Origin of the sequence: Xenorhabdus poinarii G6 (assembly GCF_000968175.1) — a bacterium.
GTDB classification, from domain to species: Bacteria; Pseudomonadota; Gammaproteobacteria; order Enterobacterales; family Enterobacteriaceae; genus Xenorhabdus; species Xenorhabdus poinarii.
In genome coordinates this window covers 92,500-114,768 of the sequence record NZ_FO704551.1, presented here as the reverse complement: position 1 = coordinate 114,768, position 22,269 = coordinate 92,500, and the positions used below count along the sequence as shown (strand labels likewise).

Here is a 22,269-nt window from a genome sequence, read left to right as displayed (position 1 = left end):
AATATCTAAGTCTGTTTTTAATGGGGAAATGGTTATGGCTAAGATGGGACGCCCACGTAGCTTCGATCGTGATGAAGCAATCAATCAAGCAATGTTGTTGTTCTGGGAGCATGGCTATGAATCAACGTCTCTAAACCTACTAAAGGCTGGGATGGGCGGTATATCAGCGCCTAGTTTCTATGCGGCCTTTGGTTCCAAAGAGACATTATTTAAAGAAGTGGTAGCCCGTTATATTGATACGTACGGTCAAGTCACCACTAGTCTTTGGGATAAAAATATTCCTCCTAAGGAGGGAATTGAACTGGCTTTACGTCGTTCAGCAAAAATGCAGACGGAATGTAACCATCCTCCTGGCTGCTTGTTGGTGCTGTCAGCGAGTGTTTGCTCACCGGAGCACAATCGTATCCAAAAACTGCTGATCGATGCCAGAGAACGAGTACGGAAAGGGTTCACTTCCTGTGTCCAGCGGGCCATAGATAACGGTGAATTGGCAGGAGAAAGTGATCCAACAGTAATGGCTACAATGTTCGACAGCTTCCTGTTAGGATTTTCAACCCTAGCTAGGGGCGGAGTTCCTCTGGCAGTTCTCGAGTCATCCATTACGCAAATAATGAATGTTTGGGATATTAGAGCCAGCACTAGCAGTTGCTAATACAGCACGCGCAAACACAAGTATCTTAATTTATTTTTATGCAGTTAGCTGATAGAAATAGGCGGTCACGTATTCATCCCGTTGTTTCTCACGTATAATGAGGGTAAATACGTGAGGGATAGTGATGGCATTAGTTGAAGTGAAGTGTCGGTTTTGTGGCCAAACCACGCCTGTTAAAAAACACGGTAAAGGAGAAGGTGGGCATCAACGATATTATTGCCAGTCCTGTCGTAGAACCTTCCAGCTCGAATACACTTACCGGGCTTGCCATTCGGGTATAAAAGAGCAAATCGTCAAGCTTGCCATGAATAACGCCGGTATTCGTGATACGGCACGGGCACTTCATGTCAGCATTAACGCTGTTGTACGCACTTTAAAAAACTCGCGCCGCGATGTGTAACCACGCTGCCGCTGGATACCCCTGAGCTTCAGCTTATCTGTGAAGTCGATGAAATGTGGTCATTCATCAGTAACAAAAAACGGCAACGCTGGTTGTGGTACGCGTGGGAGCCTCGCTTGAAACGTATTGTCGCTCACGCTTTTGGCGCCCGTAGCAAACAGACACTCAGGACGTTGCTGGAAAAGTTATCCGCTTTTGATGTGGCATTCTGGTGCACCGATAATTTCGGGGCATATGACATATTGGCTGATGAGAAACATATCACCGGTAAACTTTATACTCAACGTATTGAACGAGAAAATCTGAACCTGCGTAACAGGCTAAAGCGACTCAATCGCAAGACGCTGGGTTATTCTAAGTCAGTTGAAATGCATGACAAGATCATTGGCACATTCATCGAGCGTGAGTTCTATTATTGATGGCCAATCAACAGGTTGAATACACGACCGAAATAGGCCGCCGGTGAAATTGGATATTCTAGTGCTTGCGGGTATTCTCCTTTGCGCAACATACAGACCCGTTCTATCGCATTAGCAGAACATCAGGTCATCCTCCCTGTTTTTGAGCGAGTCCAGAGCGATATCCTGCCAAACACATACCTGAATAATCTCATTGAACAAGGCCCTCTCCATGTCAAACGCTGGCTCAGCCCGATGTTAGGATTTAAATCGTTCCGCCGAGAGCAAACGTGACTGTAGGGGTTCAAAAATTTTCGGCGGGCACAGACCCTGCTGGCTTGCATAGAGTTGCTTTGCATGCTCAGCAAAGGTCAGTATGTGCAACAGTACGGAACCTCGATTTCTCCCGCGGAATACTTCTATCTGCTGACCGCCTGAAAAACAATCACCTCAACTTTTGCTAATTTGCCGTCATTAATGGGACATAACCCAAACAGTTGCTCTGGATTGATCTTTCATCCATACCGCCAAATTACTTGGGGACGCCAGATAGAGGCCCAGCAATCCATCGGTACTTCGTACATGTCCATTGCACCCGTTGCCGCTGGAGATGGCAGAGGAGGTGTAGAGAACTATCTTGCTCATAATTAATTTCCTTTTCAGAGATTAGAAAAAGTTGAAGAAAATCATATCAGACATTGTTTGCCGAAACGGATATGCTTTCACCATGCGTGCCCGCTCGACCCAACAGCGTGAAGATCACCAGCGCCGTTAGCACGGAAGCACCAGACAGGATGAATAGGGTAGTACGAAATGCTGCGTCGTAACTACGTAGCACCGCGTCTCCTAATCCAGGCAACAAGGTGTTGGCGCCAGCTAGATCACCAATGGCGGCACGGCTGGCAGCCTGGCTCAATGCGGTGTTGGAAGTGACATCGGACAAACCAGACTGGATAAGGATCACCAGCAGCACACCTAATACAGCTAATGCTAAACCATCGGCTGACACGCGGACCGCATTGAAGATGCCAGTGGCCATCCCTGCTCGTTCTTTTTCTACCACGCTGACAGCCAAGCTGTCCATCAGACCCCAGGGTAAGCCGATACCCACGCCGATCAACAGCATTGGCCAATGCAATGCATCATCGACAGCGCCTCCCGCCAAGTTATGGCCCAACAGAGCTAGGCCCAGTGCCAAGATCAATAGGCCTATGCCCGACAGTACGCCAGCCGACACCCAGCGCGCCAGCACACCGGCGAGGAAAGGCACGACCAGCAGTGGCGCAGATAAGGCGATCATGATTTGCCCTGCCTCCAATGCACTGTAACCATCCACGCTGATGAAACGCGCTGGCAAGATCACGATCAAGGTGATATAGAAAAAAGCAGGCGAAGCGCCGAGTAGTTGCACACCCACGAAGCGGGCGCTGGCGAACAGAGACAAGTCGAGCATGGGGCGAGCCTGCCTCCGCTCGATGACAACGAAGGCGACGAACAGCACGATAGTCGCCACCAGCGACGCGACGACGCCAGTGTCCGCCCACCCATGCTCGGGTACCCGCAACAGTCCATAAGTCAACAGCGTCAGAAAGCCGGTGAAACTGATCGCACCCGGCCAGTCCAAGCCAGTAGCCTGCGGATCGCGCGACTCGTCGGCGGTAAAGAGCGCTAGAACTAGGCTAACGACACTGAGCAACGCAGTCGCAAAAAACACCCAGCGCCAGCCAGCCGTGTCTACCAGCCAGCCAGCCACTAGCGGGCCAAAGGCCAGCGCTACGCCGAAGCAGGTGCCGAGGATACTGAATGCCTGGGTGCGCTCCGAGGAGTGGAAGACTTGTGCCAGGGTCGAAACACCTCCGGCGAATGCCACGGCTCCCGCTGCACCCTGAAGCATACGCAACACATCCATCCATAACACCGACGGCGCGTAGGGAATGGTGAACGTGACCACGATGAACAGCATCAACCCAAGCAACCAGACCCGCTTGCGACCATAGATGTCGGCTAGACTTCCACCTGCCATCATTAGGCTGCCATAGGTCAAAATATAGCCATTCATCACCCAGTTAAGCTGATTGGGTGTACCACCCAATACCTGCTGGATTGATGGCAATACCACTGCCGGGCCGGTGAAACATAGCGGCGTCAAAATTCCGGTTAGACAGACAGTGAGTAGTAGTAGCCAGCGCCGTATACTGGCATAGGATTTTTTCATTACGATGCTCCTCTGTTTAGACCGATTCAAGCGTTGAAGCCGCCGTCCACGTCAATCACTGCACCAGTAATATAACGCCCGCTATCGCTAGCTAAGTGCAGTACGGTGGCAGCAATATCTTCGGGTTGACCGTAGGCGGGCAGAACCAATTCAGCCAGTGTTGATGGTGCGCGCGGCCCGTCGGCTGGGTTCATATCAGTGTCGGTTGGGCCCGGATGGATTAGATTGACTGTGATGCCGCGTTTGCCTAGGTCATGCGCAACGCTTTTAGTTAAACCGACCAAGGCCGACTTGCTAGTAGCGTACAGACTGATGCCGGCTCGCCCGGCGCGAGGGGCAAGGCAGCTCCCCAGAGAGATGATACGCCCGCCATCGGGCAAGTACTTGACCGCTTGCATGATAGCGACGAACACCGCTCGCAGATTGACCGACATGGTGCGTTCGAAATCATCAAGTGTAAGCTGGTCGATAGTACCGGTAAGGAAGTTTCCAGCATTGTTAATCAGAATGTCGAGTCGTCCGAGTTTCGCGACGGTCATATCCACGGCGGCGATGATCTGGGTGACATCGGACGCATCGGCAGCGATGACTTCAGCACGCCGACCGAATGCGCGGATCTCTGCCGCAATGGCCTCTGCTTTGTCCTTGGAAGAACCGTAGGTGATGGCAACGTCCGCACCGTGCATTGCTAGCATGCGAGCAATGGCAGAACCAATACCGCGGCTGCCACCAGTAACGAGGGCGACTTTGCCTGTGAGTGAATTCATGATTAAAGCTCCTATGAATGGTTAAAAATGAAAGATTATTTTGGAGGCAAGCCTCAGTAGCTTGACGGTATGCGTGATCCAGTAGCTCTGTGATAAGGATTGAATCCGTGTCGATGTGAGGCTCCAGCCAATGAGGCCAAGTCGAACTCCAGCAGTATGAGAATGATTCACTTGGATATCCCGGTAGACGTGACGAATTGGCGGCATTTGTCTATCCTTTTTCAGCAGGTACGCACCCTACTGATTTATATACCAATTGATATAAATCTACGGTGCAAGATTGTCTTTGTCAACAACTTTTATATCGACTGGTATTTATATTAATGAGTAAAGTAATCTGAGATAGTACAGATGGGGCGTTCCCACACCTTTGATCCCGGATCGTGATGAAGCTGTCCAGCAAAGGTTCTGTCGTATTAAACAGTCATCAGGTAAGCTCCCCCTGTTTTTGAGCAAATCCAAGATGGTATTCCTGATCCGAAACGCGTTTAAACTCCCCCATTATCCTGACTACAATGAACACACCCGCATACCGCCGTCATGATATTTCAGATCATATTTGGAACTTACTTGGTCCACATTTGCCGGGGCGTAAAGGGGTATGGGAAGCCCTACTTGAACACCTGATATCTGAACCGGATTTCGAATGGTTAATGATGGATGCCAGCCATATCAAAGTTCATCCTCATGTGGCTGGCGCTAAAGGGGGGGAATCAGGATATGGGACGGACAAAAACATTGGTGGGGTATAGCAACGCGATATGCGAAAAATAGTGCCTCATTTCTTGCCATCGTTCAGATCCGTTGTCTCGCGCTTTGGTTGAATATCTCATGACGATACTATGTGGTACTACAGCCGTATTCACTCTTCTCAATAGAGAATAATTCCATAGAACACTTGAATTGATGTTACTTCTTCTTTTTTTGAATGCTGATTTCCGCCCACGCAAAAAGCTCATTGATTCCCAAGAGAGTACGGCTGTAGTACTAGGACAGCCCCATTTATATTATATAAATCAGATACCGCCTCAGTCATTAAACTGCAAGTGGTATTTCTGCGTTAAATAATGTTCCTGATTTCATCACACCATAAGCTAACTGTGGTGATGGACGCACCCTTTTTCAGTTGCTAACTGTGTCATCTTTGACGTGATACTGAGTACATTGCATTTTGGGAGGTTCTCACATGAACACCATCAAAATGGTGAGCATTGATCTCGCCAAAAACGTTTTTCAGATCTGTGTCTGGTTAGCTGATAACTATGTTACCTGAAACAAAAAAGTCTTAAGGCAAAAGATGTGTTGACTATCTGTAAAACCGACTGTCGTTCAGGGATCCACTTTGTTCCGGTCAAACCCCTTAAATAACAGGGTATCAAAGCACTACGCAGTGCCCGACAACTCGCGGTAGAACGACGTACCGCATGGGTTAATCAAATCCGGGCGTTGCTCGTTGAGCAGGGGATCGTTATCCCTGCGGGAATTCAGTAACTCCGGCAGGCTCTGCCTGATATTTCGGAGGAAGGAAACTATTCATTATCCTTTACTCCTCCGCCTATTCCATTCGTTACAAGAAGATATGCAACGATTTGATGCGCGCATTCACGAATAGATAAAGACATTCAGGCTGTTTTTCATCGGGTATTGACCATTCCTGGTGTGGTCTGGTTCCACGCCAATACAGTTCCGGTGGGAAAATTCTCCTGTCAGGTATGACCAAACAGAGCAACCGTCACCTGCGAACGTTAATCATTCATGGCGCCCGCGCGGTGATACTCGGTTGTCAAAAACGTGATGATGGCTTGGGTGAGTGGCTGAAAAAGTTGATTGCCCGATGCGGGGTTATGGAGACACGGCCACCTTGGCCAGCAAACGGGTTCGTATTACCTGGCGCATTTTAAAGGATGTGTTGATTTTCTCCTAAAGAAAATCGTGAATTAATGGTTTCAAAAACGTTTTATTGAGTTTGCAAACACGGATGAGAAACGGCTACCGTCCTGGTAATAGGCACTATCGGGAATATTGCGGTGATGTTCTGGCAACTTAGCGCTTGAGGGGGATAATTTCACCCTCAAGCGGTTTGCATCAGGAGTGCCTACTGCCTACTTTGGTGAAAGCGCCGCCATTGCCGGTTCTATCAGGCGGGTCAGTTCTTCTTCGGACGCTCCATCACGAGCTTGGAAGGAAATAGCTTGAGTAATGCCGAAAAAAAACGATGCCAAAGCCTTGGCATCGCTCTTTTTCGGTAAGTCCCCGTCGGCAATGCCGCGCTCAATTCGCTCGCGGATCAAAGACAAAGTCTTTTGACGAATATTCTTCAAATGAACCCATTCGTCATCGTCGCCAGGTACATGATTGACCACGCTCATCATCAATAAACATCCGCCGGCCTCATTCGACCTCGCAATTTTTATCGTCGATTCCAGCATGGCGCGCAATCCATCCGCGGCAGTATCACCTTCCGCCAGCTTAAGCATAGATTTGGAACCTACGGAACGGATGTACAGTTCAACCGCTTCGTAGAATGCTTTCCTTTTATTGCCGAAGGTAGCATAAAAACTCGGCGGATTGATATTCATTGCAGAAGTGAGATCCACCAGCTGAGTACCAACATATCCTTTGGACCAAAAGATCTTCATAGCTCGTTCAAGCGCAACCTCGCGATCAAAACTGACAGGCCTACCTCTCTGAGCCATTTTACCCTCCCATACAATTATGTAGTAGGAATAACATAAATCTCTTGACGCTATTTCGCAAGTGAGTTAGCTTTTTTTGTAGTCACTATTACAAAATAGTGCAGCATAGTACATCGGCTTAAGAAAAACGTACCGGAAACACGACAGAAACTTCAGATGTGTTACATGGCATCCCTCTGGGTGCTGCTTAGGAAAAGGAATGATATTTATGAAGCATACATCCGTCGCAGACAGTAAAAATGAAGTGTTGCCATTTGCCGTATATATATTGACATTCGGCATTTTTGCCATGGTTACCAGTGAGTTTCAGGTTGCCGGCATGATTCCGGTGATGGCAAGTGACCTTGGCGTTTCTATTTCGCAGGCGGGTTTGAACAATTTTTCTTTAACGTAGGATTAACGGCACAAGCTGGCCGTCCGATTCCTGAAGTTTCCAACACCAATCAGGAGCTCGCTCGTGTAATAGGAGCAAAATATGGTTCATACCAAGAGGTGAAAGCTTGAAACGCTATTTATATATTTTGATGATGGCAATTCTTATTGTCACAATGAGCGAATTACAAACTGCTGGAATGTTACCTAGCATTGCGACTGATCTAAATGAGCCAATTAGCCGTGTAGGGCTTTTGGTGTCCATTTACGCGCTAGGAATGGCAATTGGGGCGCCTATCATTACATTTTTTTTACGCCGCCAATCACCACGTCTGGCATTATCCTGTGTCATCGCTGGGTATGCAGTAATCGAATTGGTAGCGCCTGTTGTGCATCAATATTGGTGGCTAGCATTGGCTCGACTGGTTACTGGATGTTTATCTGGAGCAACCTTTGGCCTGTCTATAATATTTGCAACACGTTTAGCTCCATCCCCTTCTCAAATTGGGCGTGCTGTTTCGATCGTGTTAAGTGGCTTAACAGTGGGAACTGTCATTGGTTTGCCGATGAGCCACTATATAGCTAATCAGTGGGACTGGCAGGCATGTTTTTATCTACTAGGAATTGCTGCATTAATTATTAGTTTCATTGTAGCTAAGGGCTTACCTGATATTGAAAAAGCATCTGAAAGTGAGTCTGCCGAGGATCTGCACAATTTAACATCACCAAAGCTGTGGTCATGTTATCTTGTAAGTTTTCTTACCATTGGGGCAGCATATGGTTCCTTTTCTTTCTTCACGCCATTATTGCAAGAAAATGCGGGCTTCAGTTCAGATGCAACCACTACAATTCTCTTCGGTTATGGTATCTGTACTGTTATTGGGAATTTAATTGTGGGGCGATTTGCCGATGCACATCCAGTCGGTATTCTGATAACTGGACACTCAATCCTGCTTGTTGCACTGATTACTCTATCTTTATTTAGTCATGTGAAAACAATAACTTTAATTATGGTTCTTATTGTTGGGTTAATAGGGATTTCTATGAACCCTGCTTTAGTAACCCGCGTTACTAAAGCAGGAGGAACTGGATTTCTCGTCACCACAGTTCACACTACTTTAGTAACTCTAGGTGTAACGTCAGGCACCACGTTCAGTTCATTCTCAATGGGGATTTTTGGTGAAAATCCTGTAGTTGCCACTTGGACAGGGGTATTTTTGGTTGTTTTGGTTTTATGTGTGCTTACTTTGCAAGTAGCTAATTTTAAAAAAAGATAACATATTCTGAAAGTAACTAAATCAGCAAGATATATATATTTTCAATCTGGTAGCAATCTATATTGCCAAATTGCCAAAAATCCAGAGTTTATGCGTTTTTCAACTGCATCAAGATAGAACTAAATCACCATTAGGTCCATAAAATATGGAGGCGTAAGTGGATACTTTAAAAGCAAGTAAACCAAACGGTAAAGTTGCATTAGTTACTGGTGGGTCTCGAGGAATCGGCAGAGCAATTGTTTCGATTTTCTGAAAGAAATCGGCGTATTGCAACCCGTTACGGAAAAGCCAGTAGTCGAGGGATGACAATAAAGATCTTATCCTTGGATAGCCAGATAGATGAACATAGCCCATTTCAACGGGCTACAAACTTATTGATAAAGCAAAAAAATCTTCAACATAAACTTTTATGAATAAAATTTAAAATAAATAGAGAAAATAACATGAATAAGAATTTTTCTTTCAGAAATAAGAAGAGGAAAAATAAATATTTTTTGGGAGTTTTAGTCTTATTTTTGTCTGTATTTTAAATAGTTATGCTGTCTGTATTTACCTGTTAGCAGAGAGATAACCCATGACGAATCTGATTATGAAGTGATATTTCCAGAACTAGCCATTGGCAGATTTAGTCGCTGGATTTAGCTTTGTATAAATAAGATTTATATAATCAACGAAAGCAAGGTATGGACGGAATCTGGGTAACCGTTCGCATTAATAAACTGGGTTCTTATATTATGGATTATCAAGTTTATATTCAAATAATCCTCTGTGACCAGGATCAGATGGGGATATGTCTGTAGAACACTACGTTTTTTCCCATGCTGCTACTGATTAAAATAGTGTAGACATATCAACTTGCTGGGTATCCCGTTATCGAAAAATTAACCGAACGTTGAGGATTGGGCTATATACCAGTTGATGGTTCTGGTGTCAGGGTCTCCCGCAATTTATTAGGGTGGGATAAGGGGATTTACCTAAGCGGCAGCGTTGGTGTGTTTTAACACTTTTTTTGAAGTTCATATTCAGCCGTTTCAATGCAACGAACTTTTCAACCCCAGCCAAATTCCCTTCCCGTCTTATGTCGGCAGGAGTACTCTTTGGAGGTAAAGAGGGCGACATTGTGAAGGCTCTGCGCATGCACTACAGAGAAAAATGTGCATTTGGTTTCATGTTCTGCGGAAAAAAGTGATTTTTCGCCAAAAAAACATTAAACCATTAAGTTTAATTAACTCTTTGATATTTTTGCAAAATAAAATGGTTTTTGTATTATTTGATTGTCTTTAAATCAAAAAAAGGTCATATTTTTCTTTTCGTGCTAACGTTTGTCCATGATAATGCGCGCGTTCATGTCCTACTAACTGGCTTAACGTTTATGCTACATCTGTTTACTGGCCTGGAATTTTATACCGGCCTTATGTTAGTGCTTGCTCTGTTGTTTGTGCTTTTCTATGAAGCCATCAATGGGTTTCATGATACCGCAAACGCAGTAGCAACTGTTATTTATACCCGTGCGATGCGTTCGCAACTTGCCGTTGTTATGGCAGGGGTATTTAACTTTTTGGGTGTTCTCCTGGGTGGATTAAGTGTCGCTTATGCGATTGTGCATCTACTACCGACTGATCTCCTGCTGAATGTCAGCTCGGCGCACGGTTTGGCTATGGTTTTTTCTATGCTGCTGGCGGCGATTATCTGGAATTTGGGTACGTGGTATTTCGGTCTTCCTGCCTCCAGTTCCCATACGTTGATTGGCTCTATTATCGGCATCGGTATCACCAATGCGATAGTTACCCATTCATCGATGGTGGATGCGTTGAATATTCCGAAGATGATACAGATTTTTATGTCCTTGATCCTGTCTCCTCTGGTTGGGTTGATCATTGCTGGCGTCATGGTATTTTTGCTGCGTCGTTACTGGAGTGGTACGAAAAAACGTCGTCGTATTCATATGACACCGGCTGAACGTGAAAAACAGGATGGTAAACGTAAACCGCCATTCTGGACACGTACGGCACTGATCCTCTCCGCGGTGGGGGTCAGTTTCTCCCACGGTGCGAATGATGGTCAGAAAGGGATTGGTTTGATCATGCTGGTTCTGATTGGCGTTGCGCCAGCGGGCTTTGTCCTCAATATGAATTCAGCGAGTTATGATATCTCTCGTACACGTGATGCTGTTTTCCATTTGCGGTCGCATTATGAACAGCACGCGCCTGAGTTGGCTCATACGATTAAATTGAACACCGTCGCGTCCTCTGTTGAAGATCAATCGGATATGACACTCCACTGTGATAATTCACGGGCATTGGAGGTATTAGGCACGGCGGAAAGCATGCTGACAAATATCCAGAACTTCAATGAGTTAAATCCAGAGCAGCGTAGTAAAATGCGACGTTTGCTGATGTGTATTGCTGATACCGCAAGCGTTGTGGCTAAACTGCCTGAAACCAAACCGGAAGATGCGCGTTCTCTGAACGGTTACCGCAAAGATATCCTGAAGACGGTAGAATACGCTCCGTTATGGATCATTGTTGCTGTTGCGCTTGCTCTGTCTTTGGGCACTATGGTGGGTTGGAAACGTGTTGCTGTGACTATCGGTGAGAAGATCGGCAAAAAGGGCATGACTTATGCTCAGGGCGTTTCTGCTCAGGTCACTGCGGCTGTTTCTATTGGTGTTGCCAGCTATACGGGAATGCCCGTTTCCACAACACAAGTGCTCTCCTCTGCGGTAGCGGGAACCATGCTGGTTGATGGGGGTGGGGTGCAAGGCAAGACCATCAAAAATATCATGTTGGCGTGGGTGCTGACGTTGCCTATTTCGATTGGGCTGTCAGGCTTGCTGTATTGGATCGCGCTGAAACTGATCTGATTATGTCTTAAAAAGAGGGCTGGTTTCTTGCGATTGCAAGCCGGCCCTTTTTTATTCGTTGATATTCATCGCGTAACGTTACGTGAATGTATCCTTGTTTATCAGGCCTAGCCTGAACAACGTTACACGATACTCCCGCCAGGATAAATTGCGCCTTAAAGTCATTGCGACGCACCTGCCAATCATGTTGTTTTTTCTACAACGGTTCTTAAGTTTTCAAATAGCAAAGAAAATAAAACAATAAGTTGTGATCAAAACAACACTCGAAAAGCGGCTTGAACCGTTATAGTATCCCTATCGAATCATGGCATTTAATGCTGTCAATCCCTTTAATCGACGTTATGGAAGGAGTTCTTATGGCTTACAAACATATTCTTGTTGCGGTTGATTTATCTCCAGAAAGTCAGGTTTTGGTGGAGAAAGCTGTGTCAATGGCGAAACCGTACAATGCCAAAGTTTCCCTGATCCATGTTGATGTTAACTACTCCGATCTTTATACCGGTCTGATTGATGTGAACCTCGGTGATATGCAGGAGCGTATCGCCGATGAGACACGCAATTCCCTGAAAGAATTATCTGAGGGTGCAGGCTACCCCGTTGAGGAAACGTTGAGTGGTAGTGGTGACTTAGGGCAAGTCCTGGTTGATGCGATCAAACAATACGATATGGATTTAGTGGTCTGTGGTCACCATCAGGATTTTTGGAGTAAGTTGATGTCTTCGGCTCGCCAACTGATTAACACTGTTCATGTTGATATGTTGATTGTTCCTTTGCGTGATGAAGAATAATCTTCGGTTGATTTTTTACTCTGTAAAATCGCCTGCTTATGCGGGCGATTTTTTTGGCGCAAGAAAAGATGATGAAACTGCTTTAACCATTGTCAAAGGTTTTTTCAGAAATAAAATAAAAAATAGTTATTGAAATTTAAGCATAAAACAGTGCTATATTCAGAAAGCAAACTGTAATTACCTCGCATTTTCGACAAAAAAATAATATGGAAAATAGCAGGGGGGCATCACTTCTGAATGACAATAAAGGAAGCCTTAAATGAATGTTTCATCCTCTTTAGCCTCATTTCTCGATTCGATTCAGTCCCACAATCCACATCAACCAGAGTACCTACAGGCAGTGCGAGAAGTGTTGAACTCTCTCTGGCCTTTTCTTGAACAAAACCCACAATATCGTGCTCAAGGATTATTGGCGCGTTTGGTCGAGCCGGAAAGGGTTATCCAATTCCGTGTCAGTTGGGTGGATGATCAAGGCAAAGTACACGTAAACCGGGCGTGGCGAATACAGTTTAATTCTGCCATTGGGCCATTCAAAGGCGGGATGCGTTTTCACCCTTCCGTCAACCTGTCTATCCTAAAATTTTTGGGTTTTGAGCAGACACTGAAAAATGCGCTGACAACGCTGCCAATGGGGGGAGGAAAAGGCGGTTCTGATTTCGATCCCAAGGGTAAAAGCCACGGTGAAATTATGCGGTTTTGTCAGGCGCTGATGACCGAACTCTACCGTCATTTGGGTCCCGATACTGATGTACCTGCCGGCGATATCGGGGTCGGGAATCGTGAAGTTGGTTTTATGGCGGGCATGATGAAAAAGCTGTCCAACAATACCGCTTGTGTTTTTACGGGCAAAGATCTCGCTTTTGGTGGCAGCCTGATCCGTCCGGAAGCAACCGGGTACGGGTTGGTTTATTTCACCCATGAAATGCTTAAACGTCATGGTATGGGGTTTGAAGGCATGAGGGTATCTGTCTCGGGGGCGGGGAATGTTGCCCAATATTCTATTGAAAAATGTCTGGAATTGGGCGCGAAAGTAGTGACAGTATCGGATTCAGGCGGTTGCGTATTGGATGAAGACGGTTTTACACCGGAGAAACTGGCTCATCTTGCAGAGATCAAAAATCAGCGTTACGGCCGGGTGGAAGAATATGCTAAAGAGCGTCGGCTGACTTTCCTTAAGGGGCAAAACCCGTGGTCTATTCCTGTGGATATTGCCCTGCCTTGTGCTACGCAGAACGAACTGGATTTGGACGCGGCGAAGACGTTGATTAAAAATGGTGTGAAAGCGATTGCAGAAGGCGCCAACATGCCAACAACGATTGAAGCAACGGATGTTTTCCTTGATGCTGGCGTTTTGTTTGCACCGGGGAAAGCCGCCAATGCGGGTGGGGTGGCAACCTCAGGGCTGGAAATGGCGCAAAACGCAGCGCGTTTAAGCTGGAAAGCGGAGAAAGTGGATATTCGCTTGCGTCAAATTATGCTCGATATCCATCAGTCTTGCGTTGAATATGGTGGAGAAGGCAAGCGAATTAACTACGTACAGGGTGCGAATATTGCCGGTTTTGTTAAAGTGGCGGAAGCGATGTTATCGCAGGGAATTGTGTAATTTCGCCGATAATCATCAACAGATCCGTTAACCGCCATGTGACATCCCCGCCTGATTTAATAACGGACGGGGGTAGCCATCTTCCGGGGGGAATATTGCCCCACGTAAACGAACATGGGGTTTATTTCAACAGGGGTAAATATCGAAACGGTGGTTTTTGGTGGTAATTGACGCAGACGCTTTAATACCGGCTAATGGTTCTGCATAGTCTGGTCGTTTTACGACAACGCGACGTTTTGCCAGCATCCGAGCTGGTTCCAGCAAATTATCTGCATCCTCATCAGCACCAACCAGTGATTGGAAAACCCGCATCTCTTTTTTGACCAGCGCACTTTTTTGCTTGTGTGGATACATGGGGTCGAGATAAACCACATCTGGCACCGGTGTCATCTCCGCCAATGCAGTAATACTTGAGGTGTGGAGAAGCGTCATTCGCTCTTTCAGCCAGCCGCCAATCTCTGCATCTTGATAACCGCGTTGCAGGCCATCATCCAGCAAGGCCGCGACCACAGGATGACGCTCCAACATGCTGACATGACAACCGATAGCGGCCAATACAAAGGCATCACGTCCCAATCCGGCAGTGGCATCTACGACATGGGGTAAATAATCTTTCTTAATGCCTACCGCCTTAGCGACAGCTTCACCACGCCCGCCACCAAAGCGGCGACGGTGTGCCATTGTTCCACTAACAAAATCGACATAAATCCCACCTAACTTGGGTTCATCGCGTTTATGCAATTCCAGCCGTTCGGGGGTTAATACCAGAGCCATGACAGACGTGTCATCGTGGATCAGATGCCACCGTTCCGCCAATCGCGATAAGGCACTGCGATCAGCGCCTTCTTCACAAATTAAACAAATTTTCACAGGTTATTATCCACCGATGCCATAGCTCTTCAGCATGGCATCCAGTTCTGGTTCACGGCCGCGGAAACGAACAAACAGCGTCATTGGCTCTTCTGAACCGCCACGGGACAAAATATGATCGAGGAATGATTGACCCGTTGTGCGATTGAAAATGCCCTCTTCTGAGAAGCGAGAATAGGCATCTGCTGCCAGAACATCCGCCCATAGGTAGCTGTAATAACCTGCGGCGTAACCACCACTAAAGATATGGCTAAAGGCGTGCGGGAAGCGTCCCCAATCCGGTGATGGCACAACAGAGACTTGTTTTTTCACTGAGCGCAGCGTTTCCAGGATTTGGGCGCCTTGCGTTGGGTCATATTCCGCATGCAGACGGAAATCAAACAGACCAAATTCAAGCTGACGTAGAATACTCATCGCTGCCAGATAATTTTTGGCAGCCAGCATATTATCCAGCATCTCTTTGGGGAGGGGTTCATGCGTTTGATAGTGACCGGAAATAAACGCCAGTGCTTCCGGTTCCCAGCACCAGTTTTCCATAAACTGGCTTGGGCACTCTACGGCATCCCATGGCACACCATCAATGCCGGCAACATCCAGGGCTTCAATTTGGGTCAGCATATGGTGCAGACCATGCCCGAACTCATGGAACAGTGTTGTCACTTCATTATGGGTGAACAAAGCCGGTTGATCACCAATGGGTTTGTTGAAGTTACAAACCAGATAGGCAACCGGATGTTGTAATTCGCCGGACGCGCGTCGCATTCTGCCGACATAGTTGTCCATCCATGCGCCACCGCGTTTATGCTCTCGTGCATAGAGATCCAAATAGAAGCTGCCGCACAAGGCTTGTTTATCATCATACAATTCAAAGAAACGCACATCAGGATGCCATGTATCTATATCGAGTCGCTCTTTGGCGGTGATGCCATAAATACGGCGAACGACCTCAAACAACCCTTCCAATACACGTTGCTCAGGAAAATAAGGACGAAGCTGTTCATCATCAATGGAGAAATGATGCTGTTTTTGCTTCTCGCTGTAATAGGTGAGATCCCATGCTTTCAGCTCATCAACCTGATAGTGAGATTTGGCAAAATCGGTGAGTGCTTCTAACTCTTCCTGACCTTGTTGGCGGGCGCGTTTGGCCAGATCGTGTAGAAAATCGAGGACTTGTTGAGGTGTATTTGCCATTTTGGTGGCGAGGGAGCTTTCAGCATAGTTTTTGAACCCTAGCAACTGAGCAACTTCATGACGCAGCGCGAGTATTTCTGCCATAATATCACTGTTATCCCATTTACCGGCCGCAGGCCCTTGCTCAGAAGCCCGAGTCGTATAGGCGTAATACATTTCCTCACGCAATGCACTATCATCAGCGTAGGTCATAACAGGCAGATAACTTGGCATATTCAACGTCAGAAGCCATCCTTCCAGTCCCTTAGCTTCGGCGGCATCTTTAGCAGCGGCTTTGATACTTTCAGGCAGACCGGACAGATCGCGCTCATCGGTAATCAGCTTAGTCCATCCCATTGTGGCATCCAGCACATTATTACCGAACTTCGCACCTAATTCAGACAAACGGGCCGTAATTTCACCGTAACGCTTTTGTTTCTCTTCCGGCAAGCCAATCCCGGTCAATTCAAAATCACGCAACGTATTTTCAACCACTTTGCGCTGTGGTTGGGAAAGCGTTTTGAAAGTTTCACTCTCTTTCAGCGTCTTATAGGCTTGATACAACCCTTTGTGTTGCCCTAGCCAAGTATCAAAATCAGAGAGCAGGGGCAGGCTTTGTTCATAGGCTTCGCGAAGTTCTGGACTGTTTTTGACCGCATTCAGGTGGCTGACAGGAGACCAGACGCGGGAAAGTTTATCTTTCTCTTCTGAAATAGGCTGGCACAGATTATCCCAAGTAAAGATGGAATTTTCAGATAAAATCTTCTCAATTATTTGACGGTAGTTGGCCAACGTCTCTTTCACTGCAGGCACGACATGTTTGGGTTCGATTGCAGAAAACTGAGGCAATGCAGAAGATGTCAGTAACGGATTAGTCATAATGAGCGCCTTATATGTGTCGCTGAGTATAGGCTGAAACCAGCTATATCCCAATGGGTTGTTGACGATAGATGGGGATAAGATATCGTGAGTTCAATGCTAATGCTGCACTTTTCTGCGAATAATTGAACACTATTTCTATCCGCGATCTGAGAATCATGACGGTGTTTAGATATGATTGAAGACGCGCTATAATCCTCACTTACCATCAAGTTATTTAATGGAAGATCATCGTCCCCGGTGGGGCGGCTGGACTTCAAATCCAGATGGGGTCGCCAGCGGCCCTTGGCAGGTTCAACTCCTGTGATCTTCCGCTATTATACCTCTTCTGAACTCTCCCTAAGTCAACAAAATCCCATTAACTACAGATAAAATAAAAAAATTATTCTTCTGTAGTCAACTTACCTCAACAGACATCAAGCAATTTTTTGGGGTGCATTATGGGGTACTATTTTCCCCTCAAAACATCAACACCCCCATAATGGTAGAAATGCTATATATAACAAAATGTTGTAACAGCATCTTTGTTATGCGAAAGGTTAAGGGGTATCAGATAGGCTACTAGCGGAAATCCCCCTGGAGGATGGCTTCATCAAAACCGGAGGATGAAATGGCGCTAACTGACGTAAAAGTCAAAACAGCAAAACCAAAGCCTTATAAGCTAGCTGATGGCAACGGTATGTACCTGCTTGTCAACGCAAATGGCTCCAAGTACTGGCGTATGAAGTACCGATTTGCCGGTAAAGAAAAGGTGCTTTCTATTGGTGTCTACCCTGATATCTCACTGGCTGACGCACGTGAAAAACGTAGTGAGGCCAGGAAAATCCTTGCCGCTGGGAACGATCCTAGTGAGGTTAAGAAAGAAGAAAAGCTCGCCTTGCAAATAAGTCAGAAAAATACCTTCGAAGCCATTGCTCGTGAATGGCATTAGTCAAAATCCGATCGCTAGTCATTACGCTATCGTGATGAAATCATTGATACTTTTTAGAAAGATATTTTCCCTCATACGGGAAGACTCCCTATCATCGATATTAAGCCGATGGACTGGCTTGAGATTCTTCGTCGCATTGAAAAGCGCGGCGCGCAAAGTCCGTCAGCGTTGTAATGAGGTCTACCGCTACGCTATTGTTACCGGAAGAGCTGAATACAACCCTGTAGCAGATCTTTCAACAGCTCTGGCCGGATACACAGACCAAAACCGCCACACAGACCATTATGTTGACCTGGGTACGCACGCAAGAGCTGCGTTTCGCACGCTGGGTGGATATCGATTTTGAGAAGAAATTATGGGAAATACCCGCAGAGGTGATGAAGATGAAGCGGCCCCATATTGTGCCGCTCTCAGAGCAGGTTATTACGCTGTTTAAACAGCTTGAACCGATCTCGAAGCATCATCCGCTGGTCTTTATCGATCGAAACGACCCTCGCAAGCCTATCAGCAAGGAAAGCGTTAATCAGGTTATTGAGCTGCTGGGGTATAAAGGCAGGCTAATGGGGCATGGTTTTCGCCACACGATGAGCACCATTCTGCACGAACAGGGCTTTAACTCAGCGTGGATTGAAACACAGCTTGCACATGTGGATAAGAACGCGATTCGCGGGACATACAATCATGCCCAATATCTGGAAGGGAGAAGATAGATGATGCAGTGGTGTGAATTTGATAAGCCGTTTTGTACGCCGACTATCACCCAAATTTGCGCGAGAAAAAGTTTCATCAGCCCATTGTTCTGCGTGAGTTTGGAACATTTTACCGTACCTCAATGAAATCGTTATTACTCAGATCGATAAAGTGGAAAAAGATTCAAAAAAATCCCCCGATTTTTTCTCAGGGATTTGTGTATGAAAGACAGGCTTATGGCGGGGTGTTGTTTCTGTCTGTACATATGCTAAACTCTTTTTAAGTTTTGAGCCTGCGCCCTCGTGAATAGTGAGTCTTCCGCCAAGTCGATACACAATTTCGGGGGCGTATGTGTTTATAGTCTAAAATGACTCTGCAATAATCATTTTGTCTAATCATCAGACGGTGAACGGTGACAACGTTCACTGCCTGACGGACTTTAAATTCCCATTTTCTGAGACGATTCATTATGTAAATTTACAGAAACCCTATTATTGCATTAGGTTCTCATTGCCTATTTTCAAAAAAAATGGCTTACTTGGGATTAATTAACAAAAGAGGAAATACTATGCAGTATACTACTTACATGGAAATCTCAGGGGCAGAGCAAGGATTGTTATCGAAAAACTGTTCAGAAAATGGTGTCCACAAAGATAAAATACAGCTCCACTCCCTTGAGTTATCAAAGGGCATTGATGGCTTAAGTCATATAGACAAAATCATTTTAGAAAAAAACGTAGATGGTGCATCACCTTTATTACTTAATGCTATTGATAAAAATGAAAGTTTAGAATTGAAAATTTTTCAGTGCATTGATGATAAAATAACCCATGAATTTAAATTTCAAAATGCATTTATAGAAAAATAAACACTAATTTCTCAGAAGAGGATAAAGATTCACCTTATGAGAAAATACAACTAAAACTAGCTTGATAATGAAAATTTACACTGGGTGATAAAAACATTATCCCCCATAAACAAGAGAAACACCATGAAGAAAAATAATATTTATCTATTAAGTAAATTGTCAAAAAAAGACATTAATTCTTTAAAAAATGCATACGAAAGAGAGCACGAGTCAATGGACAAATATGATGAGTGGCTTAGTGATTTGTTTCGCTGGAATCTATCAACAGTATTCACACTCAACACCATAATCATATTACTTTATTTCGTAAGCATATACTCAACTAATAATAATCCTATTGCGATGTTTTTCATTTATGCATTCATATATTTTTCTTCTATAATACTTCTATCCATAGTAATATCCTTAGATAGAAAATTTAGTTTTTTTCTATACTTAAAGGCGAAAATAATTTACCTTTTCAGTTACTTTCATCTTTCTCATTAAGAAAATATTTATCTAACAGCAAATATGCTTTAATTGCCGCATTACTAGCTTTATAAGTAAGTACCGCTTTACCACTGGTAAACATTTTTCTTTTATAATCATTTTCCATATGCCTGAATAACCTAACCCCCCCTTTTTCAGTGAATAATTTATGTAAAAGTGGTACTTTTTCAAGACCACTTTTTGTTTTCACAGGTAAGTTTATAATTCTTTTAGAAGGATCATATTTAGCAAAAGCTGTAAACCCCAAATAAATACCAACGCCAAAGTTTACCATATCATACGCGAATTCCCCAGTACCCTCATCAGCACCAAAAAAAGAAAAACCCTTTTCTGTCAAAAGCTTAGTTGGATTATTTGGATTTATATAGCCATCTGTCCATTCATACATAATATTGCTTGCCCCTTCCACTGCGTCGCCAACCCCTGTGGCTATAGCTAGAACTCCCATGCCCTTAGACTCCATGCCTCTTACCCACCCTCCCCTTGTGCCAAAAGCCATAATTCCAGCTCCAAGCTGCACAATACCTCCAACAACTTTTAACCCATTTTTACCATAATATAGAAATCCTTTTCCTGAGTATTCTTGGGTATTTAAATATGTTTTCCTATCTTTTCTTCTTCCTTGTTCATAACCATACCTTTCAGCATCCAATTCCCTTCTTATTTCGGCTATGCATCTTTTCATGTCAGCCCAGTGCTCACGACGACCTTGATTATAATTATATAAGGCAATTTGATAATCACGCCTTATTAATCTAACCACTTGACTAATTTCATATAAATATTCACGCTTAGATTCAACATCATCCAACAAATAAGCTGTTGAATATCTGGATAATTTAATTAATTCATCACCATAATAATCAAATTGTTCCATTGTTGGCATTATTATCATTAGTATACCCTCTCATCCCATATACTATAAGAGCTGGTTCCGGCAGTTACATGCTCCCACGTAATGGATTTAAATTTAATGGATAGTGATTCCTCTGGTTGCGCATCATTATGTGTTATAGAGTTTGGGCAAAAGAAATTTATATTAACTAAAGATGCTTCGGTTAGTTTAATTTTATAATATAGTTCAAGACCACCATTCATCGAAGTTCGATAAAAGAAAAACTCACAGGTTAATATTTCATTTGATGCTAACGCTTGTGATAATAAAGGAGATGATTTATCGATAGGTTTACGTATATCTATAGGCTGAAAATTTACATTTTGATGCATTGATAAGTTAGAGGATAACTCATTAACCAATATTTCGTCTTCGTGACCTTTTTGAAATTTATTCCCTATAGAATCTACAGTAGAGCACCCTCCAGAGATTAACCCCTGTGTCTTTCCTTGTAACTTAAGATAAATAATATTCGCCATTACTATACCCTATATGATTTACTGTAAAAAAACATGATATTACAAAAATGACTCAAAATAAAATTTTAAAAATGAAAAAACTATCTTATCTATACGTTAAGATACCCATAACTCATTATGTCAAACGGGTGAGGTTAGTCACTAAAAATCCCCGTTAGGTACGTTAAAAACACCTGCAAAAAGGAATAAGATTAAAATCTGTTTCTAAGATGACTGCAAATAATAATGCTGAATTAGCGTATTGAGTAGGGAGCCTGTCTCTGACCAACAACTGCCAGTATACTAACTTGTTTAGCCTGATCGTCTACCTCGTAAAGCACAGTTGCCCTACCAAACTTATGCGGCGTACATCTTCACCATAGCGTGAATCGACTGCGTACAGATGGGGAAATTCTGCTAGGTTGTGTTGTTCATTTTCATGTTCCAAAGGTTTTTCTGCTGGTTGTGCCAGAAGATTGACTTGTGCTGATTATATGCCATTTCGAGGAAGGTTTTTCCGGCTGCCGTGCGTGTATCGACAGGCTGCTCTGTAGCCTTAAGGGTAATCCCCCGCTGATTTAAAGAATAAATAACATCCTGCAAGTCTTTGATGCTACGAGCCAGACGATCTATACGCGTGACAATCAGCGTATCGCCCGGATGCAAAAAATCCAGCAACAATTGCAGTTCACTCCGCCCATCCCGTTTGGTTCCGCTGGCTTTTTCGGCCCGGATGATTTCACAACCGGCAACACGAAGCATTTGTGACTGTAGGGCGAGATCCTGATCATTAGTTGATACGCGGGCATAGCCATAAAGAGCCATAATGGGGAAAGTGTCTCGTTTACCTTTAGATGAATGAAACGTAGCATGTGGATGAGACAAAAACAACCCTAATGCTGGATTAACACAAAAACTGTCTCATTGCATTGTCTTTATAGGGTATACCCATACAATCCAATAGATTGGGTTAAGCAGAAAATTTCAT

The 22,269-nt window shown here is 44.7% G+C and carries 18 protein-coding genes, 1 tRNA gene and 5 pseudogenes; 13 read left to right on the top strand and 11 right to left on the bottom strand.

Translation table 11 applies throughout. The annotated features are described in order from the left end of the window. Positions 1–34: 34 nt before the first annotated feature. The 3 genes and pseudogenes from XPG1_RS00480 to XPG1_RS18790 form a co-directional block, all read left to right on the top strand. Entirely contained in the window at positions 35–652 is a 618-nt protein-coding gene (locus tag XPG1_RS00480) for a TetR/AcrR family transcriptional regulator (protein ID WP_045957340.1), read from the top strand. Positions 653–776: 124 nt separating this feature from the next. Next, positions 777–1,471 (top strand): IS1 family transposase gene (locus XPG1_RS17845; RefSeq protein WP_157879406.1). Its coding sequence is split into 2 segments (ribosomal slippage): positions 777–1,026 and positions 1,026–1,471, totalling 696 coding nucleotides; the frame shifts between segments, so codons are not numbered across the junction. A 177-nt stretch (positions 1,472–1,648) separates the two neighbouring features. Next, positions 1,649–1,888 (top strand): annotated as a pseudogene (locus tag XPG1_RS18790) (hypothetical protein); the annotation flags it as partial. Positions 1,889–1,924: 36 nt separating this feature from the next. Here XPG1_RS18790 and XPG1_RS18155 read toward each other — a convergent pair. The 3 genes from XPG1_RS18155 to XPG1_RS00460 are packed head-to-tail and all read right to left on the bottom strand — an operon-like array spanning position 1,925 to position 4,435. Continuing rightward, entirely contained in the window at positions 1,925–2,095 is a 171-nt protein-coding gene (locus XPG1_RS18155) for a hypothetical protein (protein ID WP_157879404.1), read from the bottom strand. A 46-nt stretch (positions 2,096–2,141) separates the two neighbouring features. Beyond that, complete coding sequence (locus XPG1_RS00465; protein WP_045957338.1) at positions 2,142–3,665, bottom strand: MFS transporter; 1,524 nt, start codon at positions 3,663–3,665, stop codon at positions 2,142–2,144. A 26-nt stretch (positions 3,666–3,691) separates the two neighbouring features. Beyond that, the gene (locus XPG1_RS00460; RefSeq protein WP_231853072.1) at positions 3,692–4,435 is read right to left on the bottom strand and encodes an SDR family NAD(P)-dependent oxidoreductase; all 744 of its coding nucleotides are present in this window, start codon (positions 4,433–4,435) and stop codon (positions 3,692–3,694) included. Positions 4,436–4,947: 512 nt separating this feature from the next. Here XPG1_RS00460 and XPG1_RS00455 point away from each other — a divergent pair. Both XPG1_RS00455 and XPG1_RS19205 read left to right on the top strand, forming a co-directional pair. Then, positions 4,948–5,167, top strand: a pseudogene (locus tag XPG1_RS00455) (IS5/IS1182 family transposase); the annotation flags it as partial. Between the two features lie 977 nt (positions 5,168–6,144). After that, positions 6,145–6,333 carry a hypothetical protein gene (locus XPG1_RS19205; protein WP_436286814.1) on the top strand — a complete coding sequence of 63 codons (189 nt, stop codon included), beginning with the start codon at positions 6,145–6,147 and terminating at the stop codon, positions 6,331–6,333. Positions 6,334–6,534: 201 nt separating this feature from the next. Here the strand turns inward: XPG1_RS19205 and XPG1_RS00445 are convergent, their stop codons facing one another. Continuing rightward, entirely contained in the window at positions 6,535–7,128 is a 594-nt protein-coding gene (locus XPG1_RS00445) for a TetR/AcrR family transcriptional regulator (RefSeq protein ID WP_045957336.1), read from the bottom strand. 208 nt (positions 7,129–7,336) lie between these two features. Between XPG1_RS00445 and XPG1_RS00440 the strand changes: the two genes are divergently transcribed. From XPG1_RS00440 to gdhA, 5 genes are all read left to right on the top strand, one after another. Next, positions 7,337–7,522, top strand: a complete 186-nt coding sequence (locus XPG1_RS00440) for an MFS transporter (protein ID WP_045957335.1) — start codon at positions 7,337–7,339, stop codon at positions 7,520–7,522. A gap of 106 nt (positions 7,523–7,628) precedes the next feature. Further along, positions 7,629–8,777 carry an MFS transporter gene (locus tag XPG1_RS00435; RefSeq protein ID WP_045957334.1) on the top strand — a complete coding sequence of 383 codons (1,149 nt, stop codon included), beginning with the start codon at positions 7,629–7,631 and terminating at the stop codon, positions 8,775–8,777. Between the two features lie 1,372 nt (positions 8,778–10,149). Continuing rightward, the gene (pitA, locus tag XPG1_RS00430; RefSeq protein ID WP_045957333.1) at positions 10,150–11,640 is read left to right on the top strand and encodes an inorganic phosphate transporter PitA; all 1,491 of its coding nucleotides are present in this window, start codon (positions 10,150–10,152) and stop codon (positions 11,638–11,640) included. Positions 11,641–11,996: 356 nt separating this feature from the next. Next, positions 11,997–12,428, top strand: coding sequence for a universal stress protein UspA (gene uspA, locus XPG1_RS00425; RefSeq protein ID WP_045957332.1), 432 nt, complete (start codon positions 11,997–11,999; stop codon positions 12,426–12,428). A 259-nt stretch (positions 12,429–12,687) separates the two neighbouring features. Beyond that, positions 12,688–14,031: an NADP-specific glutamate dehydrogenase gene (gdhA, locus tag XPG1_RS00420; RefSeq protein ID WP_045957331.1), complete on the top strand. Its 1,344-nt coding sequence runs from the start codon at positions 12,688–12,690 to the stop codon at positions 14,029–14,031. A gap of 126 nt (positions 14,032–14,157) precedes the next feature. On the opposite strand, the gene rsmJ is transcribed toward gdhA, so the two are convergent. Both rsmJ and prlC read right to left on the bottom strand, forming a co-directional pair. Further along, the gene (rsmJ, locus tag XPG1_RS00415) at positions 14,158–14,901 is read right to left on the bottom strand and encodes a 16S rRNA (guanine(1516)-N(2))-methyltransferase RsmJ (protein ID WP_045957330.1); all 744 of its coding nucleotides are present in this window, start codon (positions 14,899–14,901) and stop codon (positions 14,158–14,160) included. A gap of 6 nt (positions 14,902–14,907) precedes the next feature. After that, the gene (gene prlC / locus XPG1_RS00410; protein ID WP_045957329.1) at positions 14,908–16,950 is read right to left on the bottom strand and encodes an oligopeptidase A; all 2,043 of its coding nucleotides are present in this window, start codon (positions 16,948–16,950) and stop codon (positions 14,908–14,910) included. Positions 16,951–17,172: 222 nt separating this feature from the next. Here prlC and XPG1_RS18150 point away from each other — a divergent pair. Both XPG1_RS18150 and XPG1_RS00405 read left to right on the top strand, forming a co-directional pair. Next, positions 17,173–17,264, top strand: a tRNA-Sec gene (locus tag XPG1_RS18150). A gap of 296 nt (positions 17,265–17,560) precedes the next feature. Next, a pseudogene (locus tag XPG1_RS00405) lies at positions 17,561–18,591 on the top strand (tyrosine-type recombinase/integrase). On the opposite strand, the gene XPG1_RS19110 reads toward XPG1_RS00405, so the two are convergent. Continuing rightward, positions 18,499–18,699: a transposase DNA-binding-containing protein gene (locus XPG1_RS19110; RefSeq protein WP_071825278.1), complete on the bottom strand. Its 201-nt coding sequence runs from the start codon at positions 18,697–18,699 to the stop codon at positions 18,499–18,501. The pseudogene XPG1_RS00405 and the gene XPG1_RS19110 overlap by 93 nt on opposite strands. A 440-nt stretch (positions 18,700–19,139) precedes the next feature. Here XPG1_RS19110 and XPG1_RS00400 point away from each other — a divergent pair, with 440 nt between their 5' ends. Next, the gene (locus XPG1_RS00400) at positions 19,140–19,439 is read left to right on the top strand and encodes an Hcp family type VI secretion system effector (protein ID WP_045957328.1); all 300 of its coding nucleotides are present in this window, start codon (positions 19,140–19,142) and stop codon (positions 19,437–19,439) included. Positions 19,440–19,899: 460 nt separating this feature from the next. Here the strand turns inward: XPG1_RS00400 and XPG1_RS00390 are convergent, their stop codons facing one another. The 4 genes and pseudogenes from XPG1_RS00390 to XPG1_RS00380 all read right to left on the bottom strand — a co-directional run. After that, complete coding sequence (locus XPG1_RS00390) at positions 19,900–20,814, bottom strand: DUF4225 domain-containing protein (RefSeq protein ID WP_157879403.1); 915 nt, start codon at positions 20,812–20,814, stop codon at positions 19,900–19,902. Positions 20,815–20,822: 8 nt separating this feature from the next. Next, complete coding sequence (locus XPG1_RS00385; protein ID WP_045957325.1) at positions 20,823–21,302, bottom strand: Hcp family type VI secretion system effector; 480 nt, start codon at positions 21,300–21,302, stop codon at positions 20,823–20,825. 233 nt (positions 21,303–21,535) lie between these two features. Next, a pseudogene (locus XPG1_RS18780) lies at positions 21,536–21,702 on the bottom strand (type II toxin-antitoxin system RelE/ParE family toxin); the annotation flags it as partial. 77 nt (positions 21,703–21,779) lie between these two features. After that, a pseudogene (locus XPG1_RS00380) lies at positions 21,780–22,106 on the bottom strand (recombinase family protein); the annotation flags it as partial. Between the last annotated feature and the right edge of the window lie 163 nt (positions 22,107–22,269).